At 67.8% G+C, this 26,983-nt stretch carries 24 protein-coding genes; 14 read left to right on the top strand and 10 right to left on the bottom strand.

The window, feature by feature from the left end:
• Positions 1-21 precede the first annotated feature (21 nt).
• The 3 genes from ACSYDW_RS04045 to ACSYDW_RS04035 are packed head-to-tail and all read left to right on the top strand — an operon-like array spanning position 22 to position 4,733.
• Positions 22-1,725, top strand: coding sequence for a flavin monoamine oxidase family protein (locus tag ACSYDW_RS04045; RefSeq protein WP_438337425.1), 1,704 nt, complete (start codon positions 22-24; stop codon positions 1,723-1,725).
• 9 nt (positions 1,726-1,734) lie between these two features.
• Positions 1,735-3,486, top strand: a complete 1,752-nt coding sequence (locus ACSYDW_RS04040; protein ID WP_438337424.1) for an FMN-binding glutamate synthase family protein — start codon at positions 1,735-1,737, stop codon at positions 3,484-3,486.
• A gap of 53 nt (positions 3,487-3,539) precedes the next feature.
• Positions 3,540-4,733 (top strand): MFS transporter, encoded by a 1,194-nt coding sequence (locus ACSYDW_RS04035; protein WP_438337423.1) that lies wholly within the window; start codon positions 3,540-3,542, stop codon positions 4,731-4,733.
• Here ACSYDW_RS04035 and ACSYDW_RS04030 read toward each other — a convergent pair.
• Positions 4,730-5,752, bottom strand: a complete 1,023-nt coding sequence (locus tag ACSYDW_RS04030) for an enoyl-CoA hydratase/isomerase family protein (RefSeq protein WP_438337939.1) — start codon at positions 5,750-5,752, stop codon at positions 4,730-4,732. The genes ACSYDW_RS04035 and ACSYDW_RS04030 overlap by 4 nt on opposite strands.
• A 175-nt stretch (positions 5,753-5,927) precedes the next feature.
• Here ACSYDW_RS04030 and ACSYDW_RS04025 point away from each other — a divergent pair, with 175 nt between their 5' ends.
• From ACSYDW_RS04025 to ACSYDW_RS04015, 3 genes are all read left to right on the top strand, one after another.
• Complete coding sequence (locus ACSYDW_RS04025) at positions 5,928-6,317, top strand: YidH family protein (RefSeq protein ID WP_438337422.1); 390 nt, start codon at positions 5,928-5,930, stop codon at positions 6,315-6,317.
• Complete coding sequence (locus tag ACSYDW_RS04020; RefSeq protein ID WP_438337421.1) at positions 6,314-6,640, top strand: DUF202 domain-containing protein; 327 nt, start codon at positions 6,314-6,316, stop codon at positions 6,638-6,640. Before ACSYDW_RS04025 ends, ACSYDW_RS04020 begins: the two co-directional genes overlap by 4 nt.
• 123 nt (positions 6,641-6,763) lie before the next feature.
• Complete coding sequence (locus ACSYDW_RS04015) at positions 6,764-9,280, top strand: SpoIID/LytB domain-containing protein (protein WP_438337420.1); 2,517 nt, start codon at positions 6,764-6,766, stop codon at positions 9,278-9,280.
• 4 nt (positions 9,281-9,284) lie between these two features.
• Here ACSYDW_RS04015 and ACSYDW_RS04010 read toward each other — a convergent pair whose 3' ends face one another.
• From ACSYDW_RS04010 to ACSYDW_RS04000, 3 genes are all read right to left on the bottom strand, one after another.
• Positions 9,285-10,220: a LysR family transcriptional regulator gene (locus ACSYDW_RS04010; RefSeq protein ID WP_438337419.1), complete on the bottom strand. Its 936-nt coding sequence runs from the start codon at positions 10,218-10,220 to the stop codon at positions 9,285-9,287.
• A gap of 55 nt (positions 10,221-10,275) precedes the next feature.
• Entirely contained in the window at positions 10,276-10,545 is a 270-nt protein-coding gene (locus ACSYDW_RS04005; RefSeq protein WP_438337418.1) for a hypothetical protein, read from the bottom strand.
• Between the two features lie 180 nt (positions 10,546-10,725).
• A complete protein-coding gene (locus ACSYDW_RS04000; protein ID WP_438337417.1) occupies positions 10,726-11,718 on the bottom strand; it encodes an LLM class flavin-dependent oxidoreductase in 993 nt (330 codons plus the stop codon).
• Positions 11,719-11,866: 148 nt separating this feature from the next.
• On the opposite strand from ACSYDW_RS04000, the gene ACSYDW_RS03995 reads away from it, so the two are divergent.
• Positions 11,867-12,463: a hypothetical protein gene (locus tag ACSYDW_RS03995; RefSeq protein ID WP_438337416.1), complete on the top strand. Its 597-nt coding sequence runs from the start codon at positions 11,867-11,869 to the stop codon at positions 12,461-12,463.
• 107 nt (positions 12,464-12,570) lie between these two features.
• On the opposite strand, the gene cspE is transcribed toward ACSYDW_RS03995, so the two are convergent.
• Both cspE and ACSYDW_RS03985 read right to left on the bottom strand, forming a co-directional pair.
• Positions 12,571-12,774 carry a transcription antiterminator/RNA stability regulator CspE gene (gene cspE / locus ACSYDW_RS03990; RefSeq protein ID WP_007271190.1) on the bottom strand — a complete coding sequence of 68 codons (204 nt, stop codon included), beginning with the start codon at positions 12,772-12,774 and terminating at the stop codon, positions 12,571-12,573.
• 354 nt (positions 12,775-13,128) lie between these two features.
• On the bottom strand, positions 13,129-14,712 hold the full coding sequence (locus tag ACSYDW_RS03985; protein ID WP_438337415.1) for an MFS transporter: 1,584 nt from the start codon (positions 14,710-14,712) through the stop codon (positions 13,129-13,131).
• A gap of 109 nt (positions 14,713-14,821) precedes the next feature.
• Between ACSYDW_RS03985 and ACSYDW_RS03980 the strand changes: the two genes are divergently transcribed.
• Together ACSYDW_RS03980 and ACSYDW_RS03975 are read left to right on the top strand one after the other, a co-directional pair.
• Positions 14,822-15,364, top strand: a complete 543-nt coding sequence (locus tag ACSYDW_RS03980) for a TetR/AcrR family transcriptional regulator (protein ID WP_438337414.1) — start codon at positions 14,822-14,824, stop codon at positions 15,362-15,364.
• Positions 15,365-15,369: 5 nt separating this feature from the next.
• Positions 15,370-16,629 carry an MFS transporter gene (locus ACSYDW_RS03975; protein ID WP_438337413.1) on the top strand — a complete coding sequence of 420 codons (1,260 nt, stop codon included), beginning with the start codon at positions 15,370-15,372 and terminating at the stop codon, positions 16,627-16,629.
• Positions 16,630-16,636: 7 nt separating this feature from the next.
• Here ACSYDW_RS03975 and ACSYDW_RS03970 read toward each other — a convergent pair whose 3' ends face one another.
• Both ACSYDW_RS03970 and ACSYDW_RS03965 read right to left on the bottom strand, forming a co-directional pair.
• A complete protein-coding gene (locus ACSYDW_RS03970) occupies positions 16,637-17,260 on the bottom strand; it encodes a trimeric intracellular cation channel family protein (RefSeq protein ID WP_438337938.1) in 624 nt (207 codons plus the stop codon).
• A gap of 94 nt (positions 17,261-17,354) precedes the next feature.
• Entirely contained in the window at positions 17,355-17,909 is a 555-nt protein-coding gene (locus ACSYDW_RS03965) for a DUF1697 domain-containing protein (RefSeq protein ID WP_438337412.1), read from the bottom strand.
• A gap of 90 nt (positions 17,910-17,999) precedes the next feature.
• On the opposite strand from ACSYDW_RS03965, the gene ACSYDW_RS03960 reads away from it, so the two are divergent.
• Positions 18,000-19,961 (top strand): S9 family peptidase, encoded by a 1,962-nt coding sequence (locus tag ACSYDW_RS03960; RefSeq protein WP_438337411.1) that lies wholly within the window; start codon positions 18,000-18,002, stop codon positions 19,959-19,961.
• A 62-nt stretch (positions 19,962-20,023) separates the two neighbouring features.
• Here ACSYDW_RS03960 and ACSYDW_RS03955 read toward each other — a convergent pair whose 3' ends face one another.
• On the bottom strand, positions 20,024-21,367 hold the full coding sequence (locus ACSYDW_RS03955) for an MFS transporter (RefSeq protein ID WP_438337410.1): 1,344 nt from the start codon (positions 21,365-21,367) through the stop codon (positions 20,024-20,026).
• A gap of 111 nt (positions 21,368-21,478) precedes the next feature.
• On the opposite strand from ACSYDW_RS03955, the gene ACSYDW_RS03950 reads away from it, so the two are divergent.
• A complete protein-coding gene (locus ACSYDW_RS03950; RefSeq protein WP_438337409.1) occupies positions 21,479-21,958 on the top strand; it encodes an acyl-CoA thioesterase in 480 nt (159 codons plus the stop codon).
• Positions 21,959-21,962: 4 nt separating this feature from the next.
• Here the strand turns inward: ACSYDW_RS03950 and ACSYDW_RS03945 are convergent, their stop codons facing one another.
• A complete protein-coding gene (locus ACSYDW_RS03945; protein WP_438337408.1) occupies positions 21,963-22,982 on the bottom strand; it encodes an AraC family transcriptional regulator in 1,020 nt (339 codons plus the stop codon).
• A gap of 150 nt (positions 22,983-23,132) precedes the next feature.
• Between ACSYDW_RS03945 and ACSYDW_RS03940 the strand changes: the two genes are divergently transcribed.
• The 3 genes from ACSYDW_RS03940 to ACSYDW_RS03930 are packed head-to-tail and all read left to right on the top strand — an operon-like array spanning position 23,133 to position 26,979.
• Positions 23,133-23,921, top strand: coding sequence for an SDR family oxidoreductase (locus ACSYDW_RS03940; RefSeq protein ID WP_438337407.1), 789 nt, complete (start codon positions 23,133-23,135; stop codon positions 23,919-23,921).
• 49 nt (positions 23,922-23,970) lie between these two features.
• Positions 23,971-25,206, top strand: a complete 1,236-nt coding sequence (locus tag ACSYDW_RS03935; protein ID WP_438337406.1) for a styrene monooxygenase/indole monooxygenase family protein — start codon at positions 23,971-23,973, stop codon at positions 25,204-25,206.
• A 39-nt stretch (positions 25,207-25,245) separates the two neighbouring features.
• Positions 25,246-26,979: a flavin reductase gene (locus ACSYDW_RS03930; protein ID WP_438337405.1), complete on the top strand. Its 1,734-nt coding sequence runs from the start codon at positions 25,246-25,248 to the stop codon at positions 26,977-26,979.
• Positions 26,980-26,983: the final 4 nt, after the last annotated feature.

Here is a 26,983-nt window from a genome sequence, read left to right as displayed (position 1 = left end):
GAACACCGAAGGACCACAAACATGACCCAGCTTCCGCAGGCCGATGGCACGATCAACATGCTCAACCCCGACTTCCCGTTCAACTACGACCTGTACCTGCAACACCCCGCGGGCCTCGGGCAGGTCCCCGAGGAGCTGCACGGCACCGAGGTCGCCGTGATCGGTGCCGGCCTCTCCGGCCTGGTGACCGCGTACGAGCTGATGAAGCTGGGCCTCAAGCCGGTCATCTACGAGGCGGACCAGATCGGCGGGCGCCTGCGCACCGCCAGCTTCCCCTCCGCCCCCGAGGTCACCTGCGACCTGGGCGGCATGCGCTTCCCGGTGTCCAGCAAGGCGCTCTACCACTACATCGACCTGCTGGGGCTTCAGACCTTCGACTTCCCGAACCCGCTGGCCGCGCCGACCGACTCCACGGTCATCGAGCTCAAGGGCGAGAAGGTCTACGTCGAGCACGAGGGCGACCTGCCGCAGTTCTTCCACGAGGTGGCCGACGCCTGGAAGCAGGCGCTGCGCGAGGACGCACACTTCGAGCAGATGCAGCAGGCCATCAAGTCCCGCGACGCGCACGAGGTGAAGCGGATCTGGAACTCCCTGCTGGAGGAGTTCGACGAGGAGAGCTTCTACGGCTTCATCGCCAACTCGCGCGCCTTCAAGGAAGCGGGCTTCGAGCACCGCGAGGCGTTCGGGCAGGTGGGCTTCGGCTCCGGCGGCTGGGACACGGACTTCTCCAACTCCATCCTGGAGATCCTGCGCGTGGTGTACACCGACGCCGACGACAACCACCGCGGCATCGCCGGCGGCGCGGCGCGGCTGCCCCACGCCCTGTGGAACCACGCGCCCGAGGGGGCCGCGCACTGGCCGGCGGGCACCAGCCTGGCTTCGCTGCACTCCGGCGCCCCGCGTGGCGCCGTGGCGGCGATCCGCCGCTCGGCGGCCCCGGGCTTCGGCGGCGCCGGCGCCATCGACATCACCGACAGGTTCGGGCGCACCGAGACCTACGCGGCGGTTGTCTCCTCGGTGCAGTCGTGGCTGCTCTCCACGGGCATCGATACCCAGGAGTCGCTCTTCCCGGCGGACCTGTGGACGGCCATCGAACGCTCGCACTACATGCAGTCCTCGAAGACCTTCGTGATGGTGGACCGGCCGTTCTGGAAGGACCGCGACCCGGTGACCGGCGAGTACCTGATGTCGATGACGCTGACCGACAGGCTCAACCGCGCCACCTACCTGCTGGAGAACGGCGAGGACCAGCCGGCCGTGATCCTGCTGTCCTACACGTGGAACGACGACGCGCTAAAGTGGCTGGCGCTCTCCGCCGAGAGGCGCATGGAGCTGATGCTGCACTCGCTGGAGAAGATCTACCCGGGGCTGGACATCCGCAGCCACATCGTCGGCTCGCCGATCACCGTGTCCTGGGAGGCCGAGCCGCACTTCATGGGCGCGTTCAAGGCCAACCTGCCGGGCCACTACCGCTACCAGGAACGCCTGTACACGCACTTCGACCAGGAAAAGTTCGACGCCGGGCACCGCGGGATCTTCCTGACGGGCGACGACGTGTCCTGGACCGCGGGCTGGGCCGAGGGCGCGGTGACCACCGGCCTGAACGCCGTGTGGGGCGTGGTGAAGCACCTGGGCGGCGGCGACGCGGCGGGGAACCCGGGCCCGGGGCAGTTCCTGGCGGAGCTGGGCCCGCTCAAGCTCGAGGATTCCGTTCCGTCGCTGTAGGCTCGCCCCATGGTGAGATTCCTGATCCTGGCAGTGCTCTCGCTGGCCGGGTTCGCCACGGTGGTTGCAGCCTCCCTCGGCTCGACGGGGTGGTGGGTCCTCGCCGCCCTGGCGCTGGCGCTGCTGGGCCTTGGCATCCACGACGTGCTGCAGACCAGGCATGCGATCCTGCGCAACTACCCGGTGCTGGGGCGCATGCGTTTCCTGCTCGAGTCGATCCGCCCGGAGATCCAGCAGTACTTCATCGAGCGCAACACCGACGGACGCCCCTTCGACAGGGACACCCGGTCGCTCGTGTACGCGCGGGCCAAGGGCGCCGACAGCCACAAGGCGTTCGGCACCGAGCGCGACGTGAACGAGCCCGGCTACGAGTACCTGCTGCATTCCACGATGCCCGTCAACGCCCCGGCGGAGCAGCACCGGGTGCGGATCGGCGGGCCCGACTGCCTGCAGCCCTACGACATCTCGCTGATGAACGTGTCCTCGATGAGCTTCGGGGCGCTGTCGAGGAACGCGGTGCTCGCCATGAACAAGGGCGCGGCCATGGGCGGGTTCGTCCAGGAGACGGGCGAGGGCGGGCTGACGAAGCACCACCTGGAATACGGGGCGGACCTGTTCTGGGAGATCGGGTCCGGGTACTTCGGCTGCCGCGACGCGGAGGGCAACTTCGATGCGGGGCGCTTCGCCGCGACGGCAGCGCACGAGCGCGTCAAGGGCATCACGCTCAAGCTCTCGCAGGGCGCCAAGCCGGGTCTCGGCGGGGTGCTGCCCGCGGCAAAGATCACCCCGGAGATCGCCGAGGCCCGCGGGGTACCGCTGGGTGTCGACTGCATCTCGCCGGCATCGCACTCCGCCTTCTCCACGCCGCTGGAGCTCATGGGGTTCATCGGGCACCTGCGCGGGCTCTCCGGCGGCAAGCCCGTGGGCCTCAAGTTCTGCGTGGGGTCGCGCACCGACGTGCTGGCGATGTGCAAGGCCATGCTCGAGACGGGCATCGCCCCCGACTTCATCACCGTCGACGGGGCCGAGGGCGGTACCGGCGCGGCGCCGCTGGAGTACGAGGACCACATGGGCACGCCGCTGACCGAGGGGCTCATGCTGGTGCACAACGCGCTCGTCGGCTGCGGGCTGCGCGAGAGGATCCGGCTGGGCGCCGCGGGCAAGGTCGCCACCGGATCCGACATCGTCAAGCGACTCATCCAGGGCGCCGACTTCACCTTCAGCGCCCGCGCGATGATGATGGCCACCGGCTGCATCCAGGCGCAGAAATGCCACACCAACGAATGCCCCGTGGGGGTGGCCACCCAGAACCCGCACCTGGTGCGCGCGCTCGACGTGCAGGACAAGGGCAACCGCGTCTACAACTACCACCGGCTCACGGTCCGGGAGGCGGCACAGCTGATGGCCTCCATGGGCGTGGGCCACCCCTCGCAGCTGAACCCGCGCATGCTGCGCCGCCGCGTGGAACACCTGAGCACGCGCAGCTACGCGTCGCTGCACCACTGGGTGGCACCCGGGGAGCTGCTCACGGCGCCCCCGCGCGGCTGGCTGGCCGACTGGGAGGAGGCAGACTCCGGGACCTTCGGAGAGCACGCGCCGCTTCCGTGGCCGACGCCGCGCGAACCGGCCCCGGAGGGCACCGTGGCGCCCCGGCGCGTGGAACCCAAGGACTCGACGCACCAGGCGGTGGCCCCGGTCAACCCGCACGCCAAGCGCCCCGAGGGCCTGCTGGCCCCGAAGCACCCCTCGCCCGGGCGCTGAACCGGCCGTCATCAACTCCGGGCCGGGGGTCCCCGCACGGAATAATGGCGAGCATGCCAGCCTCCGCCCCGGCCCGCTCCCTCGGGTTCCCCTCGATCCTCGCGCATGCCTTCTTCCTGCAGGCCTCGGTCTACCTGGTGCGCCCGGCGACTTCCTACCGCGCCCTGGAGCTCGGCGTGGACCCCGGGCTGCTGGGCCTGGTGGTGGCGAGCTTCTCCATTCTGCCGGTGTTCCTGGCCGTGGCCATCGGGCGCGCCACGGACCGCGGGCGCGAACGCGGGGTGCTGGTGGCCGGCGCCGGGCTGATGATCGCCTCCGGGCTGGGGCTGTTGTTTGCCGCCGGTTCGCTGCCGGCGCTGCTGGGCTGGAACCTGCTGCTGGGCGTCGGGCACCTGATGAGCCTGCTCGGCGAGCAGAGCCGGCTGGCCTCGGCGAAGAACCGCAACATGGACAAGGTCTTCGGGCTCTACACCACCGTCACCGCCGTTGCCCAGGCGGCGGCCCCGCTGCTGCTGGGTGTGTTGGGCGGGGCGAGCGTCCACCCGGACACCGCCCTGCTGCTGCTGGCCTACCTGGGCTGCGCGCTGGCGATGGCCGTCGCGACACTGTTCATGGTGCGCCACGGGGCCGGGCAGCGCGAGGCGAAGGCCCGGGAACAGCCGCGGCTCTCGAGCGCATTGAACGTCGAACCGGCCACCCGCAACACGCTGCTGGCCTCGATCGGGCTGAGCATGATGGTGCTGTGCACCATCGACCTGCTGCAGGTCTACCTCCCGGCGCTCGCCGTGGAGCGAGGGATCCCCGTGCAGACCGTCGGCATCCTGCTGGCCCTGCGTGCCGGGGCGACGGTGCTTTCGCGGCTGGGTCTCGGGAAGCTGGTGCGCGCCGTCGGCCGGGCCCGCCTGCTGCTGGCCTCCACCGGGGTGTCCGCGGTGCTCGTCGCGCTGCTGGTGCTTGACACGGGTGTTTTGTGGACCGGCGTGCTGCTGGTGCTGGCCGGGCTGGGCCTGGGTATCGGGCAGCCGCTGAGCATGAGCGTGGTCTCCGCCGCGGCCGCCGATGGTACCCGCGGAACCTGGATGTCCATCCGGCTGCTGGGCAACCGGCTGGGCCAGGCCGTGATCCCGGTGGGCGTCGGGATCTTCGCCACGGGTCTCGGCGCCGGCGGCGTGTTTGCTGTGCTGGGTGCGACGATGGCCGCTGCGACGCTCGGCTCGGTCATCCCGCTGCGCTCGCTGGAGGACTAGCTCGGTTCGGCCACCACCGCGGCCACCGCTGCGACGTCGACCTCTCCGATGCTTGCCGGTTCCCAGGCCGGGCTGCGGTCCTTGTCGATGACCTGCGCGCGGATGCCCTCGGCCAGGTCGCCGCGGTGCATGAGGTACTTGGCCAGGCGGAGCTCGCGGTCCAGCGCCGAACGCAGGTGTTCCTCGGCGCGTGCCGCACGGACGGACTGCAGGGCGCACTCCAGGGAAGTCGGGCAGTTGGCGCGCATCCGCTCGGCTGCCTCGGCGGCCGCGGAGTGGGACATGGCATCGAGCCGCTCCAGGATCCCGGCGAGCGTCGGGGCGCCGAAGGCCTCGTCGATCCACGGCTGCGCGGCGGCCAGCGGGGAGGGGGCGAAGGACCCGAAGAGCACCTCCAGCGCGGCGGCGATGTCCGCGGCGTCCATGCCCTCGAAGTCCGGCAACGCGTCGAGCACGTCGTCGAACCTTTCCTCCTCCACCAGCATGTCCGCGAAGCCGAGTTCCACCGCGTCCGCGCCGGAGAAGGTGGAGGCTGTCAGCGCCAGGTACTCGCCGAGGAAGCCGGGTGCCAGCGCCATCAGGTGCGTGCCGCCGACGTCCGGGGTGTAGCCGATGCGCGCCTCCGGCATGGCGAAGCTGGAACCGGGGGTCGCGATCCGGATGGCAGCGTGCGAGGCCAGGCCGATGCCCCCGCCCATGCACAGCCCGTGCGCCAGGGTGATGACGGGCTTGGGGTAGCCGGCGATCATGGCGTCGAGGTCGAACTCCAAGGCCAGTAGGTCCGCGAAGTCCCCGTGCGCGTCGTTGGTGACGGCCCTGTGGAAGTCCTTGATGTCCCCGCCGGCGCAGAAACCGCGTTCCCCCGCACCGCGCAGCACCACCAGGGAGACCGACGGATCATCCTTCCAGAGCGCCAGCGTGTCGGTGAGGGACCGGAGCATGCCGCGGGTCAGCGCGTTGATCTTCGACGGGCGGTCGAGCGTGAGGATTCCCAGCGGTCCGGTGACGGTGGCGCGGATGTGCGAAGTGATGGTCGGGGTCCTTTCCGGGACGAATCAGGTGCTGCCTGAAACGCTACAGGCAGTCATGCCCAAGTGCAGATTCCGCCGCCCGCGCGCGGCCGCGGTAGGCTTCAAGTGAATTTCGGGCCGGGCGACGCCCCGGCCGCACGGTGTCTGGGAGGGGTGCTGTCCGATGGGCGGATACGACGGGGACGACGACCGCGGGGCCCTGGCCCGGCGCATGCTGCCCGGGGGGCAGGAGCCCGACCCGCGTTTCACCCTGGCCAACGAGCGGACTTTCCTCGCCTGGATCCGCACCTCGCTCGCGTTGCTGGCCGGCGGCATAGCCCTCGAGGCCTTCGCCGTCCAGGAGTTCCCTGCACCGCTGCGCACCGGCATCGCCGTGTTCCTCATCCTGGCGGGCATGCTGGTCAGCGGCGGCGCCGTGCTGCGCTGGCGGCGGGTCGAGATGTCGATGCGCCACGGCAGGCCGCTGCCGCTGCCGCTGCTCGTTCCCCTGCTGGGCCTGGGCGGGGCGATCGCGGCGGCAGTCGTCGCGGTCCTGATCGCCACAAACCTGTGAACAAGCTGCCCTCCCACGAGGACCCGGGGCTGCAGCCGGAACGGACGGTGATGTCCTGGGGCCGGACCACGATGTCGCTGTGCGTGGCGGGACTCGTGTTCCTGAAGTGGTACCCGCACTACGGCACCGGGATCCTGGTGATGGTTGTGCTGAGCCTGCTGGCGGCCGCCGGCATCTATGCCACGCAGCGCAGGCGCTACGCGTTGGCCTCCCGCGGGATTGCGAGCGAGCGCATCCACGCCGATGCCGTGGCCGTGCTGGCGATGGGCGTCGCAGTGCTGGGCCTCGGGGCGCTGGGCCTGCTCCTCGTGCTGACCGACTGAGCGCGGGCCTCCGTAACTTAACGGCAATTCGGCGGTTGACGTGAGCCCTCCGGGCATCCGGGTGGGTCCTGTGCGTATGATCGGGGATCATCGCCCCGCTCGCAGCATCGCCCAAGGATGTCCATGAGAAGAACAGCAATTGCCTTGTCCGTGGCCCTCGTGGCCGCCCTGCTGGTGCCGGCCGCGGCCGCGACTGCCGCGCAGGACAACACCGCCTACCTGGCCCGGGCTGCCAAGACCCTGGGCGGCACCGACGCGGCCACCGGAAGGCTCGAGGACGGAAGCTCCTGGCGTTCCTACCGCGACGGAATCGTCGTCTACTCGGACAAGCGCCGGGCCCTGACGGTGCGCAACGCCCTGGCGAAGGCCTGGGCCGACACCGGGTGGGAAAACGGCAGGTTCGGCTACCCCACGGGGGAGCAGTACACCTCCGGGAGCGACATCCGGCAGAACTTCAGCGGCGGCGTCCTCGGGGTGCGCAGCAACGGAACCTCCTACTGGCTGCCCGGAGTCCCGAAGCTGCCGGACTTCACCGTCACGGGCGCCGGGTGGGGCCACGGGGTGGGCATGAGCCAGTACGGGGCCCGGGCGATGGCCAGCGAGGGCAAGAAGAATGCCACGCAAATCCTTGAGTACTACTACAACCCGGCCAAGGTCACCTCCACGGCCAAGGCGGCGGCCCAGGACATCCGCGTGCAGGTGCTCAAATCAGGGACCTCCTCGGTGGGCGTCGCCGGCGGCGCGATGCGGATCAAGGACCCCACCGCCAAGAAGACCCACACGGCCCCGGCCGGATCCACCTTGGTCCTGGGCCGCTCGGGCACCCAGCTGTCGTACACGCTGAAGAACGGTGCAGGCCAAGGCATCGCCTCGGGCAAGGTCACGGGCAAGCTGCGCGTCGAATGGGAGGGCACCAGGGCCTGGCCCTCGGCCAAGCGGGCCACGCTGTCCATCCCGAAGGCCAACGCCGAATCGACCGTCGCCGGCAGCTACAGGCACGGCATCCTCAAGGCCGGGATCCTGGACAACCAGGTCAACCTGGTGACCTCGCTGCGGCTGAACGACGAATACCTCTACGGCCTGGCCGAGGTGCCGTCCTCCTGGCCCGGCGCGGTGCTTCAGGCCCAGGCGATCGCCGGGCGCACCTACGCCATGCGCAAGATCGACAAGGTCAGGGCCTCCTGCGACTGCAACGTGACGGACGAGGTGCAGGACCAGAAGTTCACCGGGTGGCGCAAGGAGAACGAACAGCCGGGGTACGGCGCCAAGTGGAAGGCCGCGGTGGACGCGACGCTGTCGCGCTCAGGCGGCACTCCGGCCTCGGGCAAGGTCGTCACTTACGCGGGGCGGCTGGCCGAAACGCTCTACTCCTCCTCCACCGGCGGGGCAACCCGCAACAGCGAGGACGTGTGGGGCGGTGCGGCGCTTCCGTACCTGCGCTCCCGGGAAGACCCCTGGTCGCTGATGGCCAGCGCACACAACCCCTACGACTCGTGGACCCAGGGCGTCAGCCAGTCCAGGATGGCCAGGGTCTTCGGGCTGTCCGACGTTGTCTCGGTGAGGACCACCCGGGCCAAGGACCTGACGATCGCTTCGGCGATCGCCACGTCCTCGGCGGGGGTCTCCAAGACCCTTTCGGGTCCCGCCTTCAGGGGCTCGGCGCAGGGCATTGGCGCCCGGGCGGCGTGGATCTCCGGCGTGAAGGCCTCGGCGGCGGCCGCACCGGCCACGACCATCGACCCGAACAATTTCTGTTCCGTGAGCGTGGGGACGGGGTCGAGCATTCCGAAGGCGATCGCAGCCCAGCCGGAGGGGGCCGTCATCTGCCTGAAGGCCGGAACGCACAAGCCGGCGAACCTGGTGCTCAAGGCACGCCAGACACTGGTGGGGCAGGGAACCAGCACGACGCGTCTCGATGGAACCATCGCGGTGAAAACCAAGAAGTCGGGCAAGCTCCACAAGATCTCATCGAACAGGATTCCGTCCAAGGCGCCCGGCACGCTCAAATGTGCCGTCGGATACCAGTGCAACAGCGCCCAAGTGCTCTTTGCCAACGGTACCCAGCTCAAGCGTGTGGCCTCCAAATCGAAGGTCAAGGCCGGCACCTACTGGATCGACCACAAGCAGCGCGCCATTTACACGGGGAAAGCCGGAAGCAGCAAATACGGGTACGCGCTGGCGGTGCAGCCGCGTGCCGCAACCCTGGGTACCTGGTCGCGGCTGGGCAAGGTGAATATCGTCGGGTTCGCCAACCCGGGCAACACGGGCGCCGTGCGTCTCGCCGGAGCCCATTCGGGACTGTTTTCCTCACGGGTGGCTGTGAACCACGGCCTCGGCGTGCAGGTCAACGGGGCATCCGCGGAGATCCTGAACTCGACGATCCGGCTCAACGGGCAGGCGGGCATCAGCCTCTCCGGGGGCAGGAACGTGGTGGTTCGCGGAACCGAGATCAGCGGCAACGGCTGGGCCGGCTACAAGCCGGCTGCCTTCACCGGAGGCGTTGCCGCGGCCAACAAGGCCACGGCCAAGGTCACCGGATCAAAGATCCTGGACAACAGCGGGGCGGGGAAGTCCGGGGTCCGCAGGAGCTCGGGCGCCGCCGTCTCGGTGTCGTCGACCACGGTGCGCGGGAACCGGTAGGTTCCTAGCGCCGTTTGGGCGCGATGCTCAGTTCGCCGAGCACCGTGGTGAGCCGGTCCATGAAGACCCGCACCTTCGGGTTGTGGTTGTCGGGGGACTGCAGGGCGAAGATGCTGCGCGCCAACCTGATTTCCGGCGCGTCGATGACACGGATTCCTTCCGGCGCCTGCAGCATGGCAAGCTCGGGAACCAGCGCGGCGCCGAGGCCCGCGGCGGCCATGTGCAGCGAGGCGTTGAAGTCGTCGCTGTATGCCACGATCCGGGGGTGGATGTTGAACGCGGAGAAGAGCCGGGAAATGACTGTCGCATCGCTGGTGCCCGGGTGGTGCATGATCCACGGCATGTTGGCGAGCTGTTCGGCGCTCACCGTCGAGGAGCTGGAGAGCTTCCACGAGGCCGGGACCACGACCCTGAACGGGTCGTCTCCCAGCCACTGGCGTTCCAGTTGGGCCGGCCAGGCGAGGCCGGCCTGCCCGACCTGGAAGATCAAGGCCAGGTCGAGTTCGCCGTCCTGGCGCAGTCCGGAAACCGTCTGGTGCGGTTCCCCGACATGCACGCGCAGGGCAATGCCGAGCTGGTCCCAATCGGGGGATCCCAGGAGACGGGGCAGGGCATAGGTGGCCAGCGACGGGAAAATGCCGAGCCGCAATTCCTGGAGCGGCTTGCCGCTGGGGTCGAGGTCGGGGGTCGATGTCGCGGCAAGCAGGGCGTCGATGTCCGTCAGCACCCGTTGCGCGTGGCGGACCATGGTCATCGCCGCCGGGGTGGGTTCTATGCTCTTCGCGCCCCGTGCGAAGAGTGTGGTGCCCGTGGTGCGTTCAAGTGCGGTCATTTGCTGGGATACTGCCGAGGGCGTGTACCCGAGCCGGGTTGCCGCCACCGCAAACGACTTGTGGTTGACGACTTCGATCAGAGTGCGCAGGTGCACCGGATTGACCACTGATTCTCCCGAGCCTCAAGATGATGGGGTTGGCAAGAAGTTGCCAACCCCAATCCTATGGTGCGGAGGCGAAGCCCTCGGACTCTTCCTCGGAAATCTCTTCAACCCATTCCGCTTCGACGGTGTCCTCGTCTTCGATTGCGTCCTCGGCCGTCAGGTCGTCGTCAAGCAGGTAGAGGTGCCTGCGCAGCGGATCAAGCGCCCTCATGGTTTCAGGGCTGTCCGATGAACCCTCGTAGGGCTGCCCGTCGCGTCCGTCTCCGGGCTCGTACATGTCGTCGTCGATCGGCTCGTCAAAGACCGTGTCGTCAAAGATGTCGCTCATCGTGTCCCTCCATTCACCAAACGCGGTGTTCGTGGCTGATCCGCGATTGAGTACAGCCTATGTCCCATCCATGGTTATGGGAATGGCCTCCTGCGGGCACGGGAAAGCCGGGCCCCGGCACCCCCGGGGGCGGCAAAGCCCCACGTGGATCGGTGCCCGGCATCCGGGTCTGCGGAACCCTCAGGCGGTGAGGTTCATGGCCTGCGCGGTGATTTCCACCGAGGCCAGCCGCTGGGCAGCACTGCTGGAATTATGCACGGTGATCAGCTCGTCCGCCTGCGCGGTGCGCGCGAATTCCTCGAGGTACGCCGCGACGGTGGCACCGTCACCCACAGCGGTGTACTTGAGCATGTTCATGATCGAATCCCCGTGCGGAGAATCCAGGAGCATGTCGATCTCGTCCTCAGTGAACGGTGCAGGACGGTTCCGGCCCAGGAAGAGCTGGATGCGGTCGCGGCGCACCTGTTCCATGATCTTGTGGGCCTCCGCGTTGCTGTCCGCGGCAACGACCCCCACGCCGGCAATGACGTGCGGTTCGGCAAGGTGCTCCGAGGGGCGGAATTCGTTCCGGTAGGCGGTGACGGCCTGCACCAGGGCATCGGGGGCGAAATGCGAGGCGAACGAGTATGGAAGCCCCAACTGGGCCGCCAGCCGTGCGCCGAAGAGGCTTGACCCCAGGATGTACAGCGGCACGTGGGTGTTGTGTCCCGGGTAGGCGTTCACGCCCTCGATGCGGGAGGTCCCGCCGAGATAGGCCTGCAGTTCGAGCACGTCATGGGGGAAGGCGTCGGATGCCGCGGGGTCGCGTCGCAGGGCCTGGAAGGTGAGCCCGTCGGTGCCCGGGGCGCGGCCGAGGCCAAGGTCGATGCGTCCGGGGAACAAGGTCTCGAGGGTGCCGAACTGCTCGGCAATCACCAAGGGGGAGTGGTTGGGCAGCATGATGCCGCCGGCACCCAGCCGAATGGTCTTGGTGTGGTGGGCCACGTGTCCGATCAGCACGGATGTCGCACTCGAGGCGATCGAGGCCATGTTGTGGTGTTCGGCGTACCAGACACGGGTGTAGCCGTTGGCTTCGGCGGTTTGCGCCAATCGGACGCTGTCGGCAAAGGTTTCGGCGGCGGAACCGCCGCTGCGGATGGGGGCAAGATCAAGGATCGACAAGGGAATGCTCACATGGAGTGGCAACCGACTCCGTTCCTGTTTCATTCCCCGGCCGGCGCCCACGGGTCGTTTTGTGTCGAAGGGAACGTATGATCTGGGCATGAGGCGGATGCTGCTCGTTCCGGTGTGCGGATTATTGCTGGGAATGCTCAGTGGGTGCATGATCCTGGTTCCCGACGAAACGGCGTCGCCTTCGGCATCGACCCGGGCACACGTGCGGCTGCAGGAACTTCCTGCCGGCTGCCCGCCCACGGACGGATTCGTGGTTCCCGACCGCCTGGAAGCGGGAGACCCTGAAACCGTCGCGGAAAAGCTGTTGGCTCGGCTGAGTGACTGGGCCAATGCGGGGACCGCCGTGGTTTCCCAAGACCCGGGCTGGGAGGTCGAACCCGCCACCGGGGGATGTTTCGAGGCCTTCGCCAATGCGATTGCCCATGTCTATGTCCAGGTGCTCTATTCCCGGGAGGGCGATGAGACGCTGGGGGAACTGCGCCGGGCCATGGTTGACGAGAACCTGGGAAACCTGCGCCGGGCCCGGGCCCAAGGACAGTCGTCAACTGCCGAGTATTGGCTTGCCGGCCTTGGCGGCACCTCTGCATCCGGCGATGGCCGGTTCCTGGAGCTGGGGGTGAACGTGCAACCGGGGGATTCCACGAAGCCACGGCGGGGAGAGGAATGGATAGTGCTCCTGAAGATGCAGGATTCCCGGCCCGCCCTTGCCCACGTCGGTGGCTTCCGGGGCAAGGGGCAGGGGTAGGCGGTTTTTGTTGTCGTTCGCCTGGTTAAAGCAATGCGGGTGTCACCTCCGTCAGGAGGTGACACCCACATTGAATCAGCTAGTTAGCCGAAGTCGATGATCCGAACTTAGACAGCGCGGATATCGGTGGCCTGCAGGCCCTTCTGGCCCTGGGTAACTTCGAACTCTACGCGCTGGCCTTCTTCGAGCGAACGGAAGCCGTTCGACTGGATGGCGGAGTAGTGTGCGAAGACGTCATCGGAGTTGTCGTCCGGAGCAATGAAGCCGAAGCCCTTTTCGGCGTTGAACCACTTTACGGTACCGGTTGCCATGATGGTGTGTCCTTTCGAGACTGTCCTGAAATGGGACGTAGGGGAGAAAAATCCACTGTGGACTTAACTTGCAGCTACGTGATTCACCGCGGGTCAGAAAGGTACACACCCCGGGAACGGGGCGATGGTACTGAAATTGCTGCGAGAAAAACTAGAACTACAACATCTACGGTACGCGACTATCGACGCAGTTACTACCTTTTGGCACACAAATATAGAAAGTTTGCCGATTATGGGCCCGCAATTCACCGCGATTTTACGATTGCGGGCCGCTGGATGGTTCGTGAAAGCGCAATGGAGCGGGGTACCGAGGGGCTGTGATTCCCCGGCGCCCCGCTCCATTGGCGGCCTCCGTCAGGCGGAGGGTTCCGCTTCGGGGGCGGAAGCGTGCTCCGGCATGCGCGCCCCCCGGATGGTTTTTGAAATTACAAGAATCGTAATTACCGTCAGGGCAACTGCAATTCCCGAAGTGATAACCACGCCAGCATCAAATGCGTGAGCTGCCGAATCCAGGAGCTGCTGGGCAAGCGTGGCCTGGGAGTCGGGGAGGCCTGCGGCAACTTCGTGGGCGCCGCCGAGTGTCTGCCGTGCGGCCTCGGCCTGTTCGGCGTCCAGTGCAGCCGGGACCTGCAGGTTCCGGGAATAGACGGCATTGAGGATCGAACCCAGTACTGCGGTGCCGAGCACCGAGCCGACCTCGTAGGATGTCTCGGAAATGGCGGAGGCTGCACCGGCCTTGGAAGCCGGTACCGCAGAGAGCGCCAGGTCGTTCGACAGCGTCTCGGCCATGCCGACGCCGGCGCCCAGGACGCCGAAGGCCAGCATCAGGGCCACAACGGAGCCGGACTGCCCGAAGGCCAGGACGATGCCGTAGGCGATGGCGCTCAGCGACAGGCCGGCAATCATCACGGTGGAGACCTTGAACCTGCGCACCAGCGGGACCGCCAGAAGGCCGAATGCCACGGTCAGGGCCAGGCCCGGCAGCATCAGGACGCCGGCCATCATCGGGGTGTTGCCTGCGACAAGCTGCAAGTGCTGGGAGAGGAAGTAGATGAACCCGACGAACCCGAAGATGCTGAGCAGGTTGACGGTCAGTGCCCCGGAGAACACCGGGTTGGTGAACAAACGGACATCGAGCATCGGGTTCGAGCGCTTGAGCTGGCGGAACACGAAGAGCGTGCCGCACGAGACGCCGACGGCAATGGACGCGATGCCGAGCCACGGTGAAGCGGAGTGGGTCAGGTCCTTGACGCCGAACACGATGGGCAGCAGCGTCATGATGACCAGGGCGATGGAGACGGGGTCGATGGCGCCGGGCTTGGGGTCGCGGGACTCGGGGATGAGGACCGGGCCCAGGAAGAGCAGCGGCAACAGCATCGGCACGGCCAGCAGGAACACCGAACCCCACCAGAAATGCTCGAGCAGGAAGCCGCCGACGATCGGGCCAAGTGCCGCGCCGCCGGAGAATGCCGCTGCCCAGATGGCGATTGCCTTGCGGCGTTCATGCGCATCCGTGAAGATGTTGCGGATCAGCGACAGCGTGGCCGGCATCAGCATGGCGCCGAAGACGCCGAGCAGGGCGCGGGCGGCGATGAGCTGCTCGGCGCTTGTGGCGAACGCCGCAGCCGCGGACACCGCGGCGAAACCTGTCGAACCGATGAGGAGCATGCGTCGTCGGCCGAAGCGGTCGCCGAGCGATCCCATGGGAACCAGGAGGCCTGCCAGCACCAGGGGGTAGATGTCGATGATCCACAGCAGCTGGTTGCCCGAGGGCGCCAGTGCGGCGGAGAGCGATGGCACGGCAAAGCTGAGCACGGTGTTGTCCACCGAGATCAGGAGGACGGGGAACATCAGCACGACAAGGGCGGCCCAGCGCTTGCGGTTCATCGGGCCGGTCTGCTCTTGCGGTGATCGGGTCGAGAGGTTCGGGGTGCTCATGATGAAGGTTTTCCTGGTGGAGTAGGTGCGTGAACAGGAATAACTGTACCGTCTGGACGGTATAGTTACAATGTGACGACGCCTACGAGAAAGGGATATGGTTCACTACATGTCTCGCCCGCCATTAGCCAAGGAAAAGATCATCGAAGCCTATGTCTCGATGCTCTGCGACGAAGGGGAGCGTGCGGCCACCATGGAAGCGACGGCCGCAAAGGCCGGGGTGTCCAAGGGCGGGCTGCTCTACCACTTCGCTTCCAAGGAAATGCTGGCCCAGGGGGCCATCGACGGACTGCTCAGGACCTTTGCCGAAGACCTGCGGCGCATGGAGGAAGCCCCGGAAGGGCCGTCCATCTACTTCGTGCGCACCAGCACGGTCATCGGCAGCGAGCTTGACCGGTACTTCCTGGCAGTGCTCCGGCTGGCCCAGGGAGGGCACGAGCCGTCGGTCAAGGCGCTCGACGACATCCAGGAGGGATGGCTGGACTTGATCCGGCGCGAGGTCAAGGACAGGCACGCAGCCGAAGCCATCATGCTCATCGGCGAGGGCCTGTACTACCAGACCTCCATGCCGGGGTCCTGGTCGACGGGAACGTTCGGCAAGGACCTCGAGCACCTGTTGAAACAGGTCGAGCGGCTCAAGGACGGCAACTAGCTCCCATGACCTTGACACCACCACGGCGGAAGCTGGCGGGCCGCCTGGGCGCGCTGGCCGGGATCATGCTCATGGCCTTGTCCCTGCGTGCCGCGGTGGTTTCGGTCCCGCCCCTGCTGGGAAGCATCGGCCCGGAACTCGGTTTCGACTCGTTCGGCACGGGGCTGCTGGCCATGCTGGCACCCATCGTCTTTGCCGCATCCGGACTGCTGACACCCCGGCTGATCCGCTGGTGGGGCCTTGAAAAGGTGTTGGTCGCCGCGGTCCTGCTCGCGGTTGCGGGCCAACTGCTCAGGGCGCTGGTGGGCGAGGCCGGAAGCTTCCTGCTGCTTTCGGCCATTGCACTCGCGGGCTACGGAATGGGCAACGTCGTGCTGCCCCCGCTGGTCAAGAAGTACTTCCCGGACCGGTTGGCCGTCGTCACCGCCGGCTATGTGACGATGCTGTCCGTGGGCACCTGGATGGCACCCCAATTCTCGGTTCCGATGGCGCACGCCACCGGGGACTGGCGCATCTCGATCGCCGCCTGGGCACTGCTCTCGGCCATCGTCCTGGTGCCGTGGGCCATCCAGCTCATCCGGGACCGCAAGCACCCGCGCCCCGATGCGGCAACCGCCAACGGCGTGCCTCCCGTTCCGCCGGCCAGGATCAATCCCTGGCGGTCGCCCGTCGCCTGGGGTTTGGCGATCTTCCTGGCGGGCAACTCCGCGCAGACCTACGTGTACTTCACGTGGCTGCCGCCGTACCTTGCCGCGCAGGGCCTTGATACCGCGACGGCAGGATCCATGCTGGCACTGTTCGCCATCCTGGGACTGCCGGTCAGCCTGCTGGTGCCGTTGTGGGTTCCGCGGCTGCGCCACCCGATCGTTGCCGTGCTGGTCTTCACCGCGTGCTGGATCACCGGCCACGTCGGCATGTACCTTTCACCGACGCAGGGCACGGCCCTCTGGGTGGTTTGTGCGGGGCTGGGGCAGGGGACGTTCGCCATCGCGTTGCTGATGATGAATCTGCGCTCGCGCACCACTTACGGCTCGGGAGTGCTTTCGGGCTTCAGCCAGGGCCTGGGCTACGCCGGGGCGGCGGTCGTGCCGCTGCTCTTCGGCATGGTCAAGGACGCCACCGGCGGGTGGGGCGCTTCCTTCGCGATGCTTGGCGCATGCATCGCCGTCATGCTCACCGGGGCCGTGATGATCAACGGCCCGCGCAAGATCGAGGACGCCCCCGGCGAGGCCGGTGTCCGGCGCCCCCTGGAGCGCGTGGGCTAGGAGCCGGCTACAGCTTCGCTTCCCGGTGCCAGGGTCCGACGGCGCGGGGCACGCGCCAGTGGAACGTCAGGGCCAACACGCGCAGCAGGAACACCGCCGCCGCCACGGCCAGCTGCCAGGCACCGCCGGTCAGCCCCATGCCCCAGAATCCGGCGATCAGGCCGGCACCCAGCATTGCCGGGACGGCATAGATGTCCCGCGGGTTGAAGAGCTCCGGGGTCTTGTTGGCCACGACGTCGCGCAGCAATCCGCCGCCGACCGCCGAGGTGACGCCCAGGAGTGTCGAGGCAAAGGGGTTCATGCCCGATTCCAGGGCCTTGATGGTGCCCGTGATGCAAAACAGGGCAAGGCCCGCGGCATCGAAGACCAGCAGCGGGCGCATCATCCGCTGGACCCCGGGTGCCAGGAAGAACACGAGCAACGCCGCCATCACCGGGGGAATGAAATAGAACGGGTTCGCGAAGGCCGTCGGTGTCTGCCCGAGGATGACGTCGCGGATGATGCCGCCACCGATTCCGGTCAGACCCGCCAGAAGCAGGGAACCGACGATGTCGAATCCACGCCGTGCGGCCAGCAGTGCCCCGGAAAGCCCGAAAAAGAAGACCCCGAAGAGGTCTAGCGCCAGTGGCATTGTCAACTCGGGCGGTCCTTGTCGTCTGCGGTGGATCGGTCAATCACGCAGGTTACAGCATCGGGTATTGGTGCAGTTAATCACGTTTCGTTGCTTACGCCCGGGACAGCGTCGTGAGTGCCGTGAGCATCTTGTGGATGGTGTTCATGTTCCTTGTCGTGACAAGGGTCTTCGAGGCCACCTTGGTGAAGTGCTTGGCCAGCGGGCTGTCCAGGCTCTGTCCGCGCGGAACCTCCCAGCAGATTCCGTGCCCGAGTTGGGCCACGCGTTCGTCCCCGGAAGGCTCGGGGGCAGTGCCGAGGATGAGCGCCGCATCGTCCGCGGACTCCGTCAGGACCAGGTACTCGTGGCGCTGTATTCCGTCGTCCGGCGCCGTGAAGGGGAAATTCGTTGCCAGGTGTTCGAGCTGGTCGATGTCCTGGACGATCACACGGATCCCGTAGCCGTAGGCGGCATCGATGGCGGCCTCGCAGGCTGCCTTCACCGCCGCTGGATCGGCCAGGTCGCTGGCGAGCACCACGTTGCCGCTGGCCAGCAGCGTGCGGATGCGGGAAAAGCCCGCCTGTTCCAGCAGGACCGTGAGGTCCTTCATGAGGATCTTGACACCGCCGACGTTGATGCCGCGCAGGAAAACCGCGTAGAAATTCATGGTGCCAAGTCTGCTCCCCGCGGTGCGGGATCGGCAAGCCGGCCCGCGGTGGCGCGTGAAAGCGCACGTCAGGCGGTCTAAGATCTCCTCATGACTACCCCCTCGCCCTATGGCTCCTGGCCCTCCCCGATCACCGCCGCACACGTCGCCGCCGGAACCACCCCGGTGGGTGGCGGCACCTTCGTGGGGGACGAGGTGTGGTGGCTCGAGGGCCGCCCCGCGGAGGGCGGGCGCCTGACGGTCGTGGCGCGCGGGGCGGACGCCGACGGCGAGCCGCGTGAACTCGTCGGGGCCCCCTTCAACGTGCGGAGCAGGGTCAACGAATACGGCGGCTCCGCCTGGGCGGCGATCCCCTTGGCCGGCACCCCGCGGCCGGTTTTCGTGAACTTCGCCGACCAGCGGCTCTACCTGGCCGGCGCGCCGGGCGAGGCCCCGGTGCCGCTGACCCCGGAAAGCGCGGGCGAGGACGGGGACCCGCGGCTGCGTTTCGCCGAGATCATCCCGGGCGCCGAGCCGGGCACCGTGCTGGCGGTCTGCGAGGACCACCGCAGGGACCTGCGCCGCTACATCGCCTCGGTCCCGCTTGACGGTTCGGCAGCGCACGATGCGGCGGCACTGCGCGAGGCAAGCCCGTCCTCCCGGTTCGTCGCGGCCCCGCGGCTGAGCCCCGACGGCACCAGGCTCAGCTGGATTTCCTGGGAGCACCCGCAGATGCCGTGGGACGGAACCGAGCTGCACGTCGCCGACCTGGTCGACGGCATCGCGGCAAACGACTCGGTGCTGGCCGGCTCCGCCGCCGAATCGGTGCTGCAGCCCGAATGGCTCTCCGACGGCGAGCTGGTTTTCGCCTCGGACCGCAGCGGCTGGTGGAACCTCTACTCACACGTGCTGGAAACCGGCGAACAGCGCGCGCTGTGCCCCCGCGAGGAGGAATTCGCCGGCCCGCTGTGGGCGCTGGGGCAGAACTGGTACAAGGTCGAAAACGGGCGCAGCCTGCTGGTGACCCACGGGACCCACGGCACAGCGCTGGCCCGGCTCGACCTGGACACCGGGGAACTTGCCGAACTGGAGCTCCCGTTCACCCGGATCTCACCCTCGGCCCTTGACGGGCACCGCCTGCTCGCCACCGCCACCTCGCTCGCGGAGGGCGACGGGCTGCGGCTGGTGGACCTCGAAACGCTCAAGGCGCGGAACATCGCCCTCTCGCTGGCCGGGCTGCCGGATGCCGAGGCGCTGCCGCACGCCCGCGCCATGGAATTCGCCACCGCCGACGGGTCGCCGGTCTACGCCCACGTGTACTCGCCGCGGCTGGGGGACCACACCGGGCCCGACGGGGAGAAACCCCCGTTCGTCGCGTTCGTCCACGGCGGGCCGACCTCGCAGGCCTTTGCCCAGCTCTCGCTGTCCATCGCCTACTACACCTCGCGCGGCATCGGGGTGGTCGACGTGAACTACGGCGGCTCGACGGGCTTCGGCCGCGCCTACCGGGAACGGCTGCGCGGGCAGTGGGGCATCGTCGACGTGCAGGACACCGTGGCCGTGATGGAGGGGCTCGTTGCGGCGGGGCTTGCCGACGGCAACCGGCTGGCCATCGAGGGCGGGTCCGCCGGCGGCTGGACGGTGCTCAACGCCCTGACCACCACCGAGGCCTTCGCCGCCGGGATCTCCCGCTACGGCGTCTCGGACCTCGTCGGCCTTGTCACCGACACGCACGACTTCGAGTCGCGCTACATGGAATCCCTCGTCGGGCCGTACCCCCAGGCCGCGGACCTCTACGCGGAGCGCGCCCCCATCAACCACGTCGATGACATCTCCTGCCCGGTGCTGCTGCTGCAGGGCGACGAGGACCGGGTCGTCCCGCCGGCCCAGTCGCAGGTCGTCGCCGACGCGCTCGTGGCCAACGGGGTGCCGCACGCCTACGTGCTTTACGCCGGGGAACAGCACGGCTTCCGCCGCATGGAAAACATCGTCAACGCGCTGGAGACCTCGCTCGGCTTCTATGCGACGGTGTTCGGGTTCGACGCCGACGTGCCGAAGCTGGAACTGCGTTAAGGACCCGAGGCGCCGGCCCCCTTGCGGGAACCGGCGCCTCGGGCATTTCTCCTCAGGATCGGCTAGTCGAGCACTGCCTCGCGCTCGACTGCGGGTGCCGCCGCCGCTGCAGGAGTGACGCGCGGCGGGATCATCGCCACGGCCAGTGCGGCAACCACGCCGACGATGGCGAAGAAAATGAAGTTGAACTGGAAGTTCATGCCGGTGGAGGCGATCCAGCCGCCGATGATCGGGCCGGAGATGGCGCCGAGCCGGGCGAAGGACAGGGCCCAGCCGGTGGCGGTGCCGCGCTGGGCTGCCGGGTAGTAGTCGGCGATGTAGCCGGTGAGCACCAGCGAGGTGGAGATCGAGCCGATGCCGGCAAAGGCCACGAAGCACAGGTTGATGAACATGGTGTTCGGGAACATCAGCAGCAGGATGCCGCCGGCGCCCAGCAGGTAGAAGACCACCAGGATGGTCTTTTGCCCGTACTTGTCGGCCAGCCAGCCCAGCACCAGGCCGCCCGCGGCGGAGGCCAGCGAGAACACCAGCAGGAAGGTGAGCGAGGTGCCGAGGTCGTACCCGGCCTTGCGCATGATCTGCGGCAGCCAGGTGTTCAGGCCGTAGACCAGGACCATGCCGCAGAAGAGCGAGATCCAGAAGAACACCGTCGAGCGCAGGTACGTGCGGGAGAACATGGAAGCCATGACCTCGCGCCACGGGACCTTGGCGCCCGGCTTGGCGGGGGCCACCGGCTCGTAGTCGCGCACGTTCAGCTTTGCGGCAAGCGCCTTGGCTTCGGCGATCTTGCCCTTGGAGACCAGGTACTCGAGCGATTCGGGGAGCAGCCAGGCGACCAGCGGCAGGATCAGCACCGGCAGCGCACCCACGGCAATGACCCAGCGCCAGCCCAGGGTGGGCAGCAGGGCCATGGCGACTAGCGCGGAGACCACGATACCCAGGGAGTAGCCGGAATACATGATGCCGTAGTTCAGCGAGCGCTTCCTGGGGGCGGAATACTCGATGGTCAGTGCCGCGGCAACGGGGATGATGCCGCCCATGCCCAGGCCGCCGAGGAAGCGGAAGAGGCCGAATAATTCGGGGGTCGGGGCCAGTGCGGCACCGGCCTGCGTGATGGTGAAGATGAGCATTGCCAGCAGCAGCATCTTGCGGCGGCCGATCACGTCGCTGAGGGTGCCGATGAACAGCGCGCCGAAGAGCATGCCGGCCAGTGCATAGGCGCCGAGGCCGCCAAGCTGCAGCGGGGTCAGCGACCATTCCTTGTACTCGGCCAGTGCCGGCAGCACCGCACCGAGCACTCCGACGTCGTAGCCTTCGGCCAGGATGGCCAGCCAGCAGGCGAAAAGCACCACGGCGGTGGTGCGCTTGGGGATGTTCCAGTCCGAAACCGTGGATGGGGGCGCCACGTGGTTCTCCTTATGTGGAAGGGAAGAAAATGGGTGGTGGTGCGGACGATCCCTAGTAGTATGTCGTTAAGGTGACGTACGTAACAATAGCTGGATGGAGTTTTGTTCACGATGGACACAAATGCGCCTGACGTCGTGCTGGATGCCGACGACTCGATCGACGGCCTGGTGTCGGGCTTTCTGGCTGGCGGGCTGGCGGGGAGCTCCCTGCGGCGCACCATCGAATGGGTGGACACCGACGCGGCCGGGCACCAGCACAACTCCGTGATACTGCGCTTCGTCGAGGCCGCCGAGGCAAGGCTCTTCCGCGACCTGGGACAGAACTCGTACTTCGGTATTGCGCCGCGTGTGCGCCATGAGACCGACTACCGGGCCAAGCTCTACTTCGGCCAGGCGGTCACCACGGCGGTGCGGATCGAGCGGATCGGGACCAGCTCGATGGACTTCGCCTTCCGGGTGTGGGGGCATCCCCACGAGGGGCGAGGTGCGGTGCTTGCCGCCGAGGGGCGCTTCGTGACGGTGTGCGTGCCGCTGGGAGCCGAATCCTCGGCGCCGTGGCCCGAAGCCATCCGCGCCGCCCTGGGCGCGTAGGGGATCACCGGGGCGAGGGGCTGCGCAGGGTCTGCGAGGGTGCAACCCCGAAGTGCCGCTTGTAGGCCTGCGCGAACCGGCCCAGATGCCCGAAGCCGCATCGTTCGGCAATGCCCGTCACGCTGTCGAGCCCCGGGTCCGCAGTGCTGAGCATGTCGTGGGCGCGGCGCAGTCGCGCCTCGTGCAGCATCCGGGACGGCGTCGAACCCAACTCCCGGGCCAGGGCGACCTGGAGTGTGCGGATCGAGACGCCGAGGGCCTCGGCCAGGTCGCCGACACTGAGGTCCTCTCCGCTGTGCACCTCCAAGAGCCTGGAGAACGCCGAAACCAGGGCCGAATTCCTCGCGCCCGCGGCAGGGGCTTCCCATTGGGCAAGGGATGCCGAAAAGTTGGACTTCACAGCCATGAGCCACCGGGCCAGGACCATTTCCTCGTGCAGCCGCCGGGCGTACGGCGTCGGCGCGGCACCGGGTGCATTGACAAGGTCGTGGTACTCGAAGACCGCGCGCATGAAGGACTGGCCCTCCGGGCCCGAGGTGTCCATGCTGCTCGCCATCCTCAGCGGTCCCTCGAGGCTGGCTCCGTAAAGCGCCGCTGCCGCATCGTTGAGCAGCCCGCGCGGGGCGGTGACGATCAGTTGCGGGGTCCCGGCCTGCCAGGTCATCGAGAAGTCGTGGTCGATCGGGGGGATCGTGGCCAGGTTGGGCGTCGACTCGATGGTCGAGCCCCCACTGCGCATCTGGGCGCTCCCCGAAAGCGGCACCTGGACCATGTAGAAGGTCTCAAGGGCACCTGGGTCGATTCGCACGGCCGTCCCGTAGTCCAGCAGGTGGACGCCGAAGCCCGCACCGGATGTGCGCAGGTTCAGCTTGACGTTTCCGCGCCCCGAAAGCGGCTTCAGCGTGTGTTCGCAAAAGAGCTCGCTGATGCGTTGTTGGGCTTCGTGCGGGTCGGGGGTTTGCAGCGTCGGCAAGGCATCGAGCACGCGGCCGGGGGATGGCATGGCGGACTGCTGCGTCAGCATCCAGAATGCTCCTTTGCTGTGCTCACCGCCTGCGCGCATCGGATGAAAGTTGCGCAAAGCGGATAGAGGCGGCTGCGCCCCGGGGAGTAGTTTCTTCTCAGGCCACCCATTATGACATGGGTCACAGGAAGCTTGAGGGAAAGGAAAACCATGAAGTTGCTTCAGGATCGCGTCGTACTGCTCACCGGAGGGGCCACCAAGGTGGGTGCCGGTGTGGTGGGTTCGCTCATCGAGGCCGGTGCACAGGTGGTCGTCGTCGACATCGACGTCGCCGGCGGCGCCGAATTGCAGGCGCAGCACCCGGGCGTCGAGTTCCATGCCGTGGACATCACCGACGATGCCGCCCTGGAAACCCTGGTCTCCGGCATCGAGGCACGGCACGGCCGCCTCGACGGCCTGGTCAACCTCGCCTGCAGCTACCTGGACGAGGGCATCGAATCGAACCGCAGCGACTGGCTCACCGCACTGGATGTCAATGTGGTTTCCGCGGTCATGCTCGCCAAGCTGGCCCGCCCGCTGCTGGCCGCCTCCGGGCACGGGGCCATCGTCAACTTCACCTCGATCTCCTCGGGTGTCTCGCAGACCGGCCGCTGGCTCTACCCGGCCAGCAAGGCGACGCTGGTTCAGGTCACCCGCTCCATGGCAGCGGACCTCGCGGCCGACGGCATCCGGGTGAACTCGGTCAGCCCGGGTTGGACCTGGTCCAAGATCATGGACACGCTCTCCGGAGGGGATCTCGCCAAGACCGACTCCGTGGCGGCTCCCTTCCACCTGCTGGGCCGTGTCGGCCGCCCCGGGGAGGTCGGCGACGTCGTGGCGTTCCTGCTCTCCGACCAGACCTCGTTCGTGACAGGCGCCGACTGGGCCGTCGACGGCGGCTACTCGGCCATGGGGCCCGAACGCAACGAACCGGCCATCCCGCTGCTGGCAGCGAACTAGTCTCTACCCACTCCCACACCACATCCAGCGAGAACAAGGAACCAGGACCATGACCCCACGCACCATCACCATCGTCGGCGCCGGACAGTCGGGCCTCCAGCTGGGCATCGGCCTGCTGGATGCCGGCTACGACGTCACGCTCATCTCCAACCGCACCCCCGAGCAGATCCGCACGGGCTCCATCGCCTCCAGCCAGTGCATGTTCGATGCGGCGCTCGGGCACGAACGCGACCTGGGCCTGGACCTGTGGCCCGACGCCCCGGTGGTCGAGGGGATCGCCTTCACCGTGGCCCCGCCCGAGGCGCCCGGGGTCAAGGCCATGAGCTGGGCCCACCGGCTCGACGCCCCGGCCCAGTCGATCGACCAGCGCGTCAAGTTCCCCGCATTCATGGAGGTCTTCGAGGCCCGCGGAGGGACCTTGGTCTTCGAGGAAGCCGGCGTCGAGGACCTCGAGCGCTACGCCGCGGCGAGCGACCTGGTCCTGGTGGCGGCGGGCAAGGGCGAGATCGCCGGCCTGTTCGAGCGCGACGCCGAGCGTAGCCAGTATGCGGCACCGCAACGGGCACTGGCCCTGACCTACGTGAACGGCATGAAGCCGCGCGAGGAATTCTCCGCCGTGAACTTCAACCTCATCCCGGGCGTCGGAGAGTACTTCGTCTTCCCGGCCCTGACCACCACAGGTCCCTGCGACATCATGGTGTTCGAGGGCCTCCCCGGCTCCGACATGGACTCCTGGAAGGGTCTGACCCCCGAGGAACACCTGGAGAACTCGCTGCGCATCCTGCGCACCTACCTGCCGTGGGAAGCCGAGCGCTGCACCGAGGTGACGCTCACCGACCCCAACGGCGTGCTTCAGGGACGTTTCCCGCCGACCGTGCGCCACCCGCTGGCCACGCTGCCCTCCGGAAAGACGGTGCTGGGCATGGCCGACGTGGTGGTGCTCAACGACCCGATCACCGGGCAGGGCTCCAACAACGCAGCAAAGTGCGCAGCCGCCTACCTGGAGGGAATCCTCGAGCACGGGGACGGCGAGTACGACGATGCGTTCAAGCAGGGCCTTTTCGAAAGCTACTGGGAATACGCGCAGCACGTCGCTGCCTGGACCAACACCATGCTGGCCCCGCCGGCCCCGCACGCGCTGCAGCTGCTGGGCACCGCCCAGGGCAACCCGGAGATCGCCAAGCGCTTCGCCAACGGCTTCGACTACCCGCCGGACTTCGCCGAATGGTTCATGAGCGAGGACGCCGCGAACGACTACCTGGGCTCCTTCGACCCGGTGCACTAAGCGCAGCCACAGACCCTTCCCACACCACTGGAGTATTCAATGCGTACCATCGCCATCGTCGGGGCCGGGGAATCCGGTGCCCAGCTAGCGCTCGCCCTGCAACGCGCCGGCCACGGCGTCACCCTCTTCTCCGACCGTTCGGCCCAGCAGATCCGCACCGGGTCGATCACCTCCAGCCAATGCGTCTTCTCCTCCTCCCTGAGGGTCCAGCAGCCGCTGGACATCCCCGGGGCGAACACCGCGGACATGGGCATCACCGGGGTGCACATGAACATTGCCGGCGGTGAGGGCCGGAAGGCGATCGATTGGCAGGGGTCGCTTGAACGCCCGGCGCTGTCGGTGGACCAGCGGGTCAAGTGCGCGCACTGGATCGAAACGTTCATCGGCCGCGGCGGGGACTTCCGCATCGAGAAGCTCTCGGTGCGCAGGCTCGAGGAGCTCGCCGGGCTCTTCGAGCTGGTGGTGGTGGGAACCGGGAAGGGCGAGCTGGGGCAGGTCTTTGCCACGGATCGGGCCAAGTCGCCGTTCGACCGCCCGCAGCGTGCCGTGGCCGTCACCTACGTGGTGCCCGCACAGGGCGGCGGGGAGGACGGGGACGAGTCAAGGATCAGGATGAACATCGTGCCCGGGGTCGGGGAGTTCTTCACCTTCCCGGGGCTCGGCACCGAGGGCCCGTGCCAGATGATGGTCTTCGAGGGCGTGCCCGGCGGCCCCATGGACTGCTGGGACGCCGTCAACACCGCCCAGGAGCACCTTGCCGTGTCGCTGGACATCCTGCGCGAGCATTTCCCGCACGAACACCGGCGCTTCGCCGGATCGGAACTGAGCGACCCCGGCGCCGTGCTGCGCGGCCGGATCACCCCGGTGGTCCGTTCAGCGGTGGGTGTGCTGCCCGGCGGCCGGGTGGTCATGGGCATGGGGGACGCCATCATGCTCAACGACCCGCTCACCGGGCAGGGCTCCAACAACGCGACGCTGGCCGCGGACCACTATGCCCGGGCCATCGATGCGCGCGGCGACGCGGACTTCGACTCCGAGTGGATGCTGCGCACCTTCGACGAGTTCTGGCGGGGCTGGGGGCAGTTCTCCACGGTGTGGACCAACTCCATGCTGCGCGAGCGCAAGTCCTGGCAACTGGAGGTACTCGCGGCCGCCGAAGAACACCAGTCCCTGGCCGGCGCCTTGGCCAACGGGTTCGACGACCCGCGTACGCTCTTCCCCTGGTGGTTCGAGGCGGACGAGGCAGCCGCCTTCATGGAGCGCGCGGTGGCCGAGGAGGCGGCGGCCTTCGACCTGCGCGACTTCCGCTCCACGCTGGGCCAGTTCGCCACGGGAGTCACCGTGGTGACAACCCGCACGCCGCAGGGTGCCAAGGTCGGCATGACGGCCAACTCCTTCACCTCGGTCTCCATGGATCCGCCGCTGGTGCTCTGGTGCCCCAGCAAGTTCGCCCCGTCGCTGGGCGACTTCGAGGCCTCCACGCACTTCGCCATCAACGTCCTCGAATCCTCCCAGCACGTGCTCTCGCGCCAATTCGCCACCCCCGCCGAGGACAAGTTCGCCGGGGTGGACTGCGCCGAGGGGATCGCCGGTGTCCCGCTGCTCGAGGGGGCCGTCGCCACCTTCCAGTGCCGGACCGTGGCCCGGCACGAGGCAGGCGACCACGTGATCTACGTGGGCGAGGTGGAAAAGTACTCACGGGTCGAGGGCGACCCGCTGGTCTTCCACGCCGGGGCCTACCACCGCACGGCCCTGCATCCCGACTTCAGCTAGGCGA

The sequence above is a fragment of the Paeniglutamicibacter selenitireducens genome (genome assembly GCF_051550675.1).
In the GTDB taxonomy this organism is placed as follows: domain Bacteria; phylum Actinomycetota; class Actinomycetes; order Actinomycetales; family Micrococcaceae; genus Paeniglutamicibacter.
This window is presented reverse-complemented; position numbering and strand designations above follow the sequence as displayed.

What these genes read in the sequence shown, in the direction of transcription:
- ACSYDW_RS04045 (WP_438337425.1), top strand. Translation starts at nt 22, where the DNA reads ATGACCCAGCTTCCGCAGGCCGATGGCACGATCAACATGCTCAACCCC.
- ACSYDW_RS04040 (WP_438337424.1), top strand. Translation starts at nt 1,735, where the DNA reads ATGGTGAGATTCCTGATCCTGGCAGTGCTCTCGCTGGCCGGGTTCGCC.
- ACSYDW_RS04035 (WP_438337423.1), top strand. Translation starts at nt 3,540, where the DNA reads ATGCCAGCCTCCGCCCCGGCCCGCTCCCTCGGGTTCCCCTCGATCCTC.
- ACSYDW_RS04025 (WP_438337422.1), top strand. Translation starts at nt 5,928, where the DNA reads ATGGGCGGATACGACGGGGACGACGACCGCGGGGCCCTGGCCCGGCGC.
- ACSYDW_RS04015 (WP_438337420.1), top strand. Translation starts at nt 6,764, where the DNA reads ATGAGAAGAACAGCAATTGCCTTGTCCGTGGCCCTCGTGGCCGCCCTG.
- ACSYDW_RS04005 (WP_438337418.1), bottom strand. Translation starts at nt 10,545, where the DNA reads ATGAGCGACATCTTTGACGACACGGTCTTTGACGAGCCGATCGACGAC.
- ACSYDW_RS03995 (WP_438337416.1), top strand. Translation starts at nt 11,867, where the DNA reads ATGATCCTGGTTCCCGACGAAACGGCGTCGCCTTCGGCATCGACCCGG.
- cspE (WP_007271190.1), bottom strand. Translation starts at nt 12,774, where the DNA reads ATGGCAACCGGTACCGTAAAGTGGTTCAACGCCGAAAAGGGCTTCGGC.
- ACSYDW_RS03985 (WP_438337415.1), bottom strand. Translation starts at nt 14,712, where the DNA reads ATGAGCACCCCGAACCTCTCGACCCGATCACCGCAAGAGCAGACCGGC.
- ACSYDW_RS03980 (WP_438337414.1), top strand. Translation starts at nt 14,822, where the DNA reads ATGTCTCGCCCGCCATTAGCCAAGGAAAAGATCATCGAAGCCTATGTC.
- ACSYDW_RS03975 (WP_438337413.1), top strand. Translation starts at nt 15,370, where the DNA reads ATGACCTTGACACCACCACGGCGGAAGCTGGCGGGCCGCCTGGGCGCG.
- ACSYDW_RS03970 (WP_438337938.1), bottom strand. Translation starts at nt 17,260, where the DNA reads ATGCCACTGGCGCTAGACCTCTTCGGGGTCTTCTTTTTCGGGCTTTCC.
- ACSYDW_RS03965 (WP_438337412.1), bottom strand. Translation starts at nt 17,909, where the DNA reads ATGAATTTCTACGCGGTTTTCCTGCGCGGCATCAACGTCGGCGGTGTC.
- ACSYDW_RS03960 (WP_438337411.1), top strand. Translation starts at nt 18,000, where the DNA reads ATGACTACCCCCTCGCCCTATGGCTCCTGGCCCTCCCCGATCACCGCC.
- ACSYDW_RS03950 (WP_438337409.1), top strand. Translation starts at nt 21,479, where the DNA reads ATGGACACAAATGCGCCTGACGTCGTGCTGGATGCCGACGACTCGATC.
- ACSYDW_RS03945 (WP_438337408.1), bottom strand. Translation starts at nt 22,982, where the DNA reads ATGCTGACGCAGCAGTCCGCCATGCCATCCCCCGGCCGCGTGCTCGAT.
- ACSYDW_RS03940 (WP_438337407.1), top strand. Translation starts at nt 23,133, where the DNA reads ATGAAGTTGCTTCAGGATCGCGTCGTACTGCTCACCGGAGGGGCCACC.
- ACSYDW_RS03935 (WP_438337406.1), top strand. Translation starts at nt 23,971, where the DNA reads ATGACCCCACGCACCATCACCATCGTCGGCGCCGGACAGTCGGGCCTC.
- ACSYDW_RS03930 (WP_438337405.1), top strand. Translation starts at nt 25,246, where the DNA reads ATGCGTACCATCGCCATCGTCGGGGCCGGGGAATCCGGTGCCCAGCTA.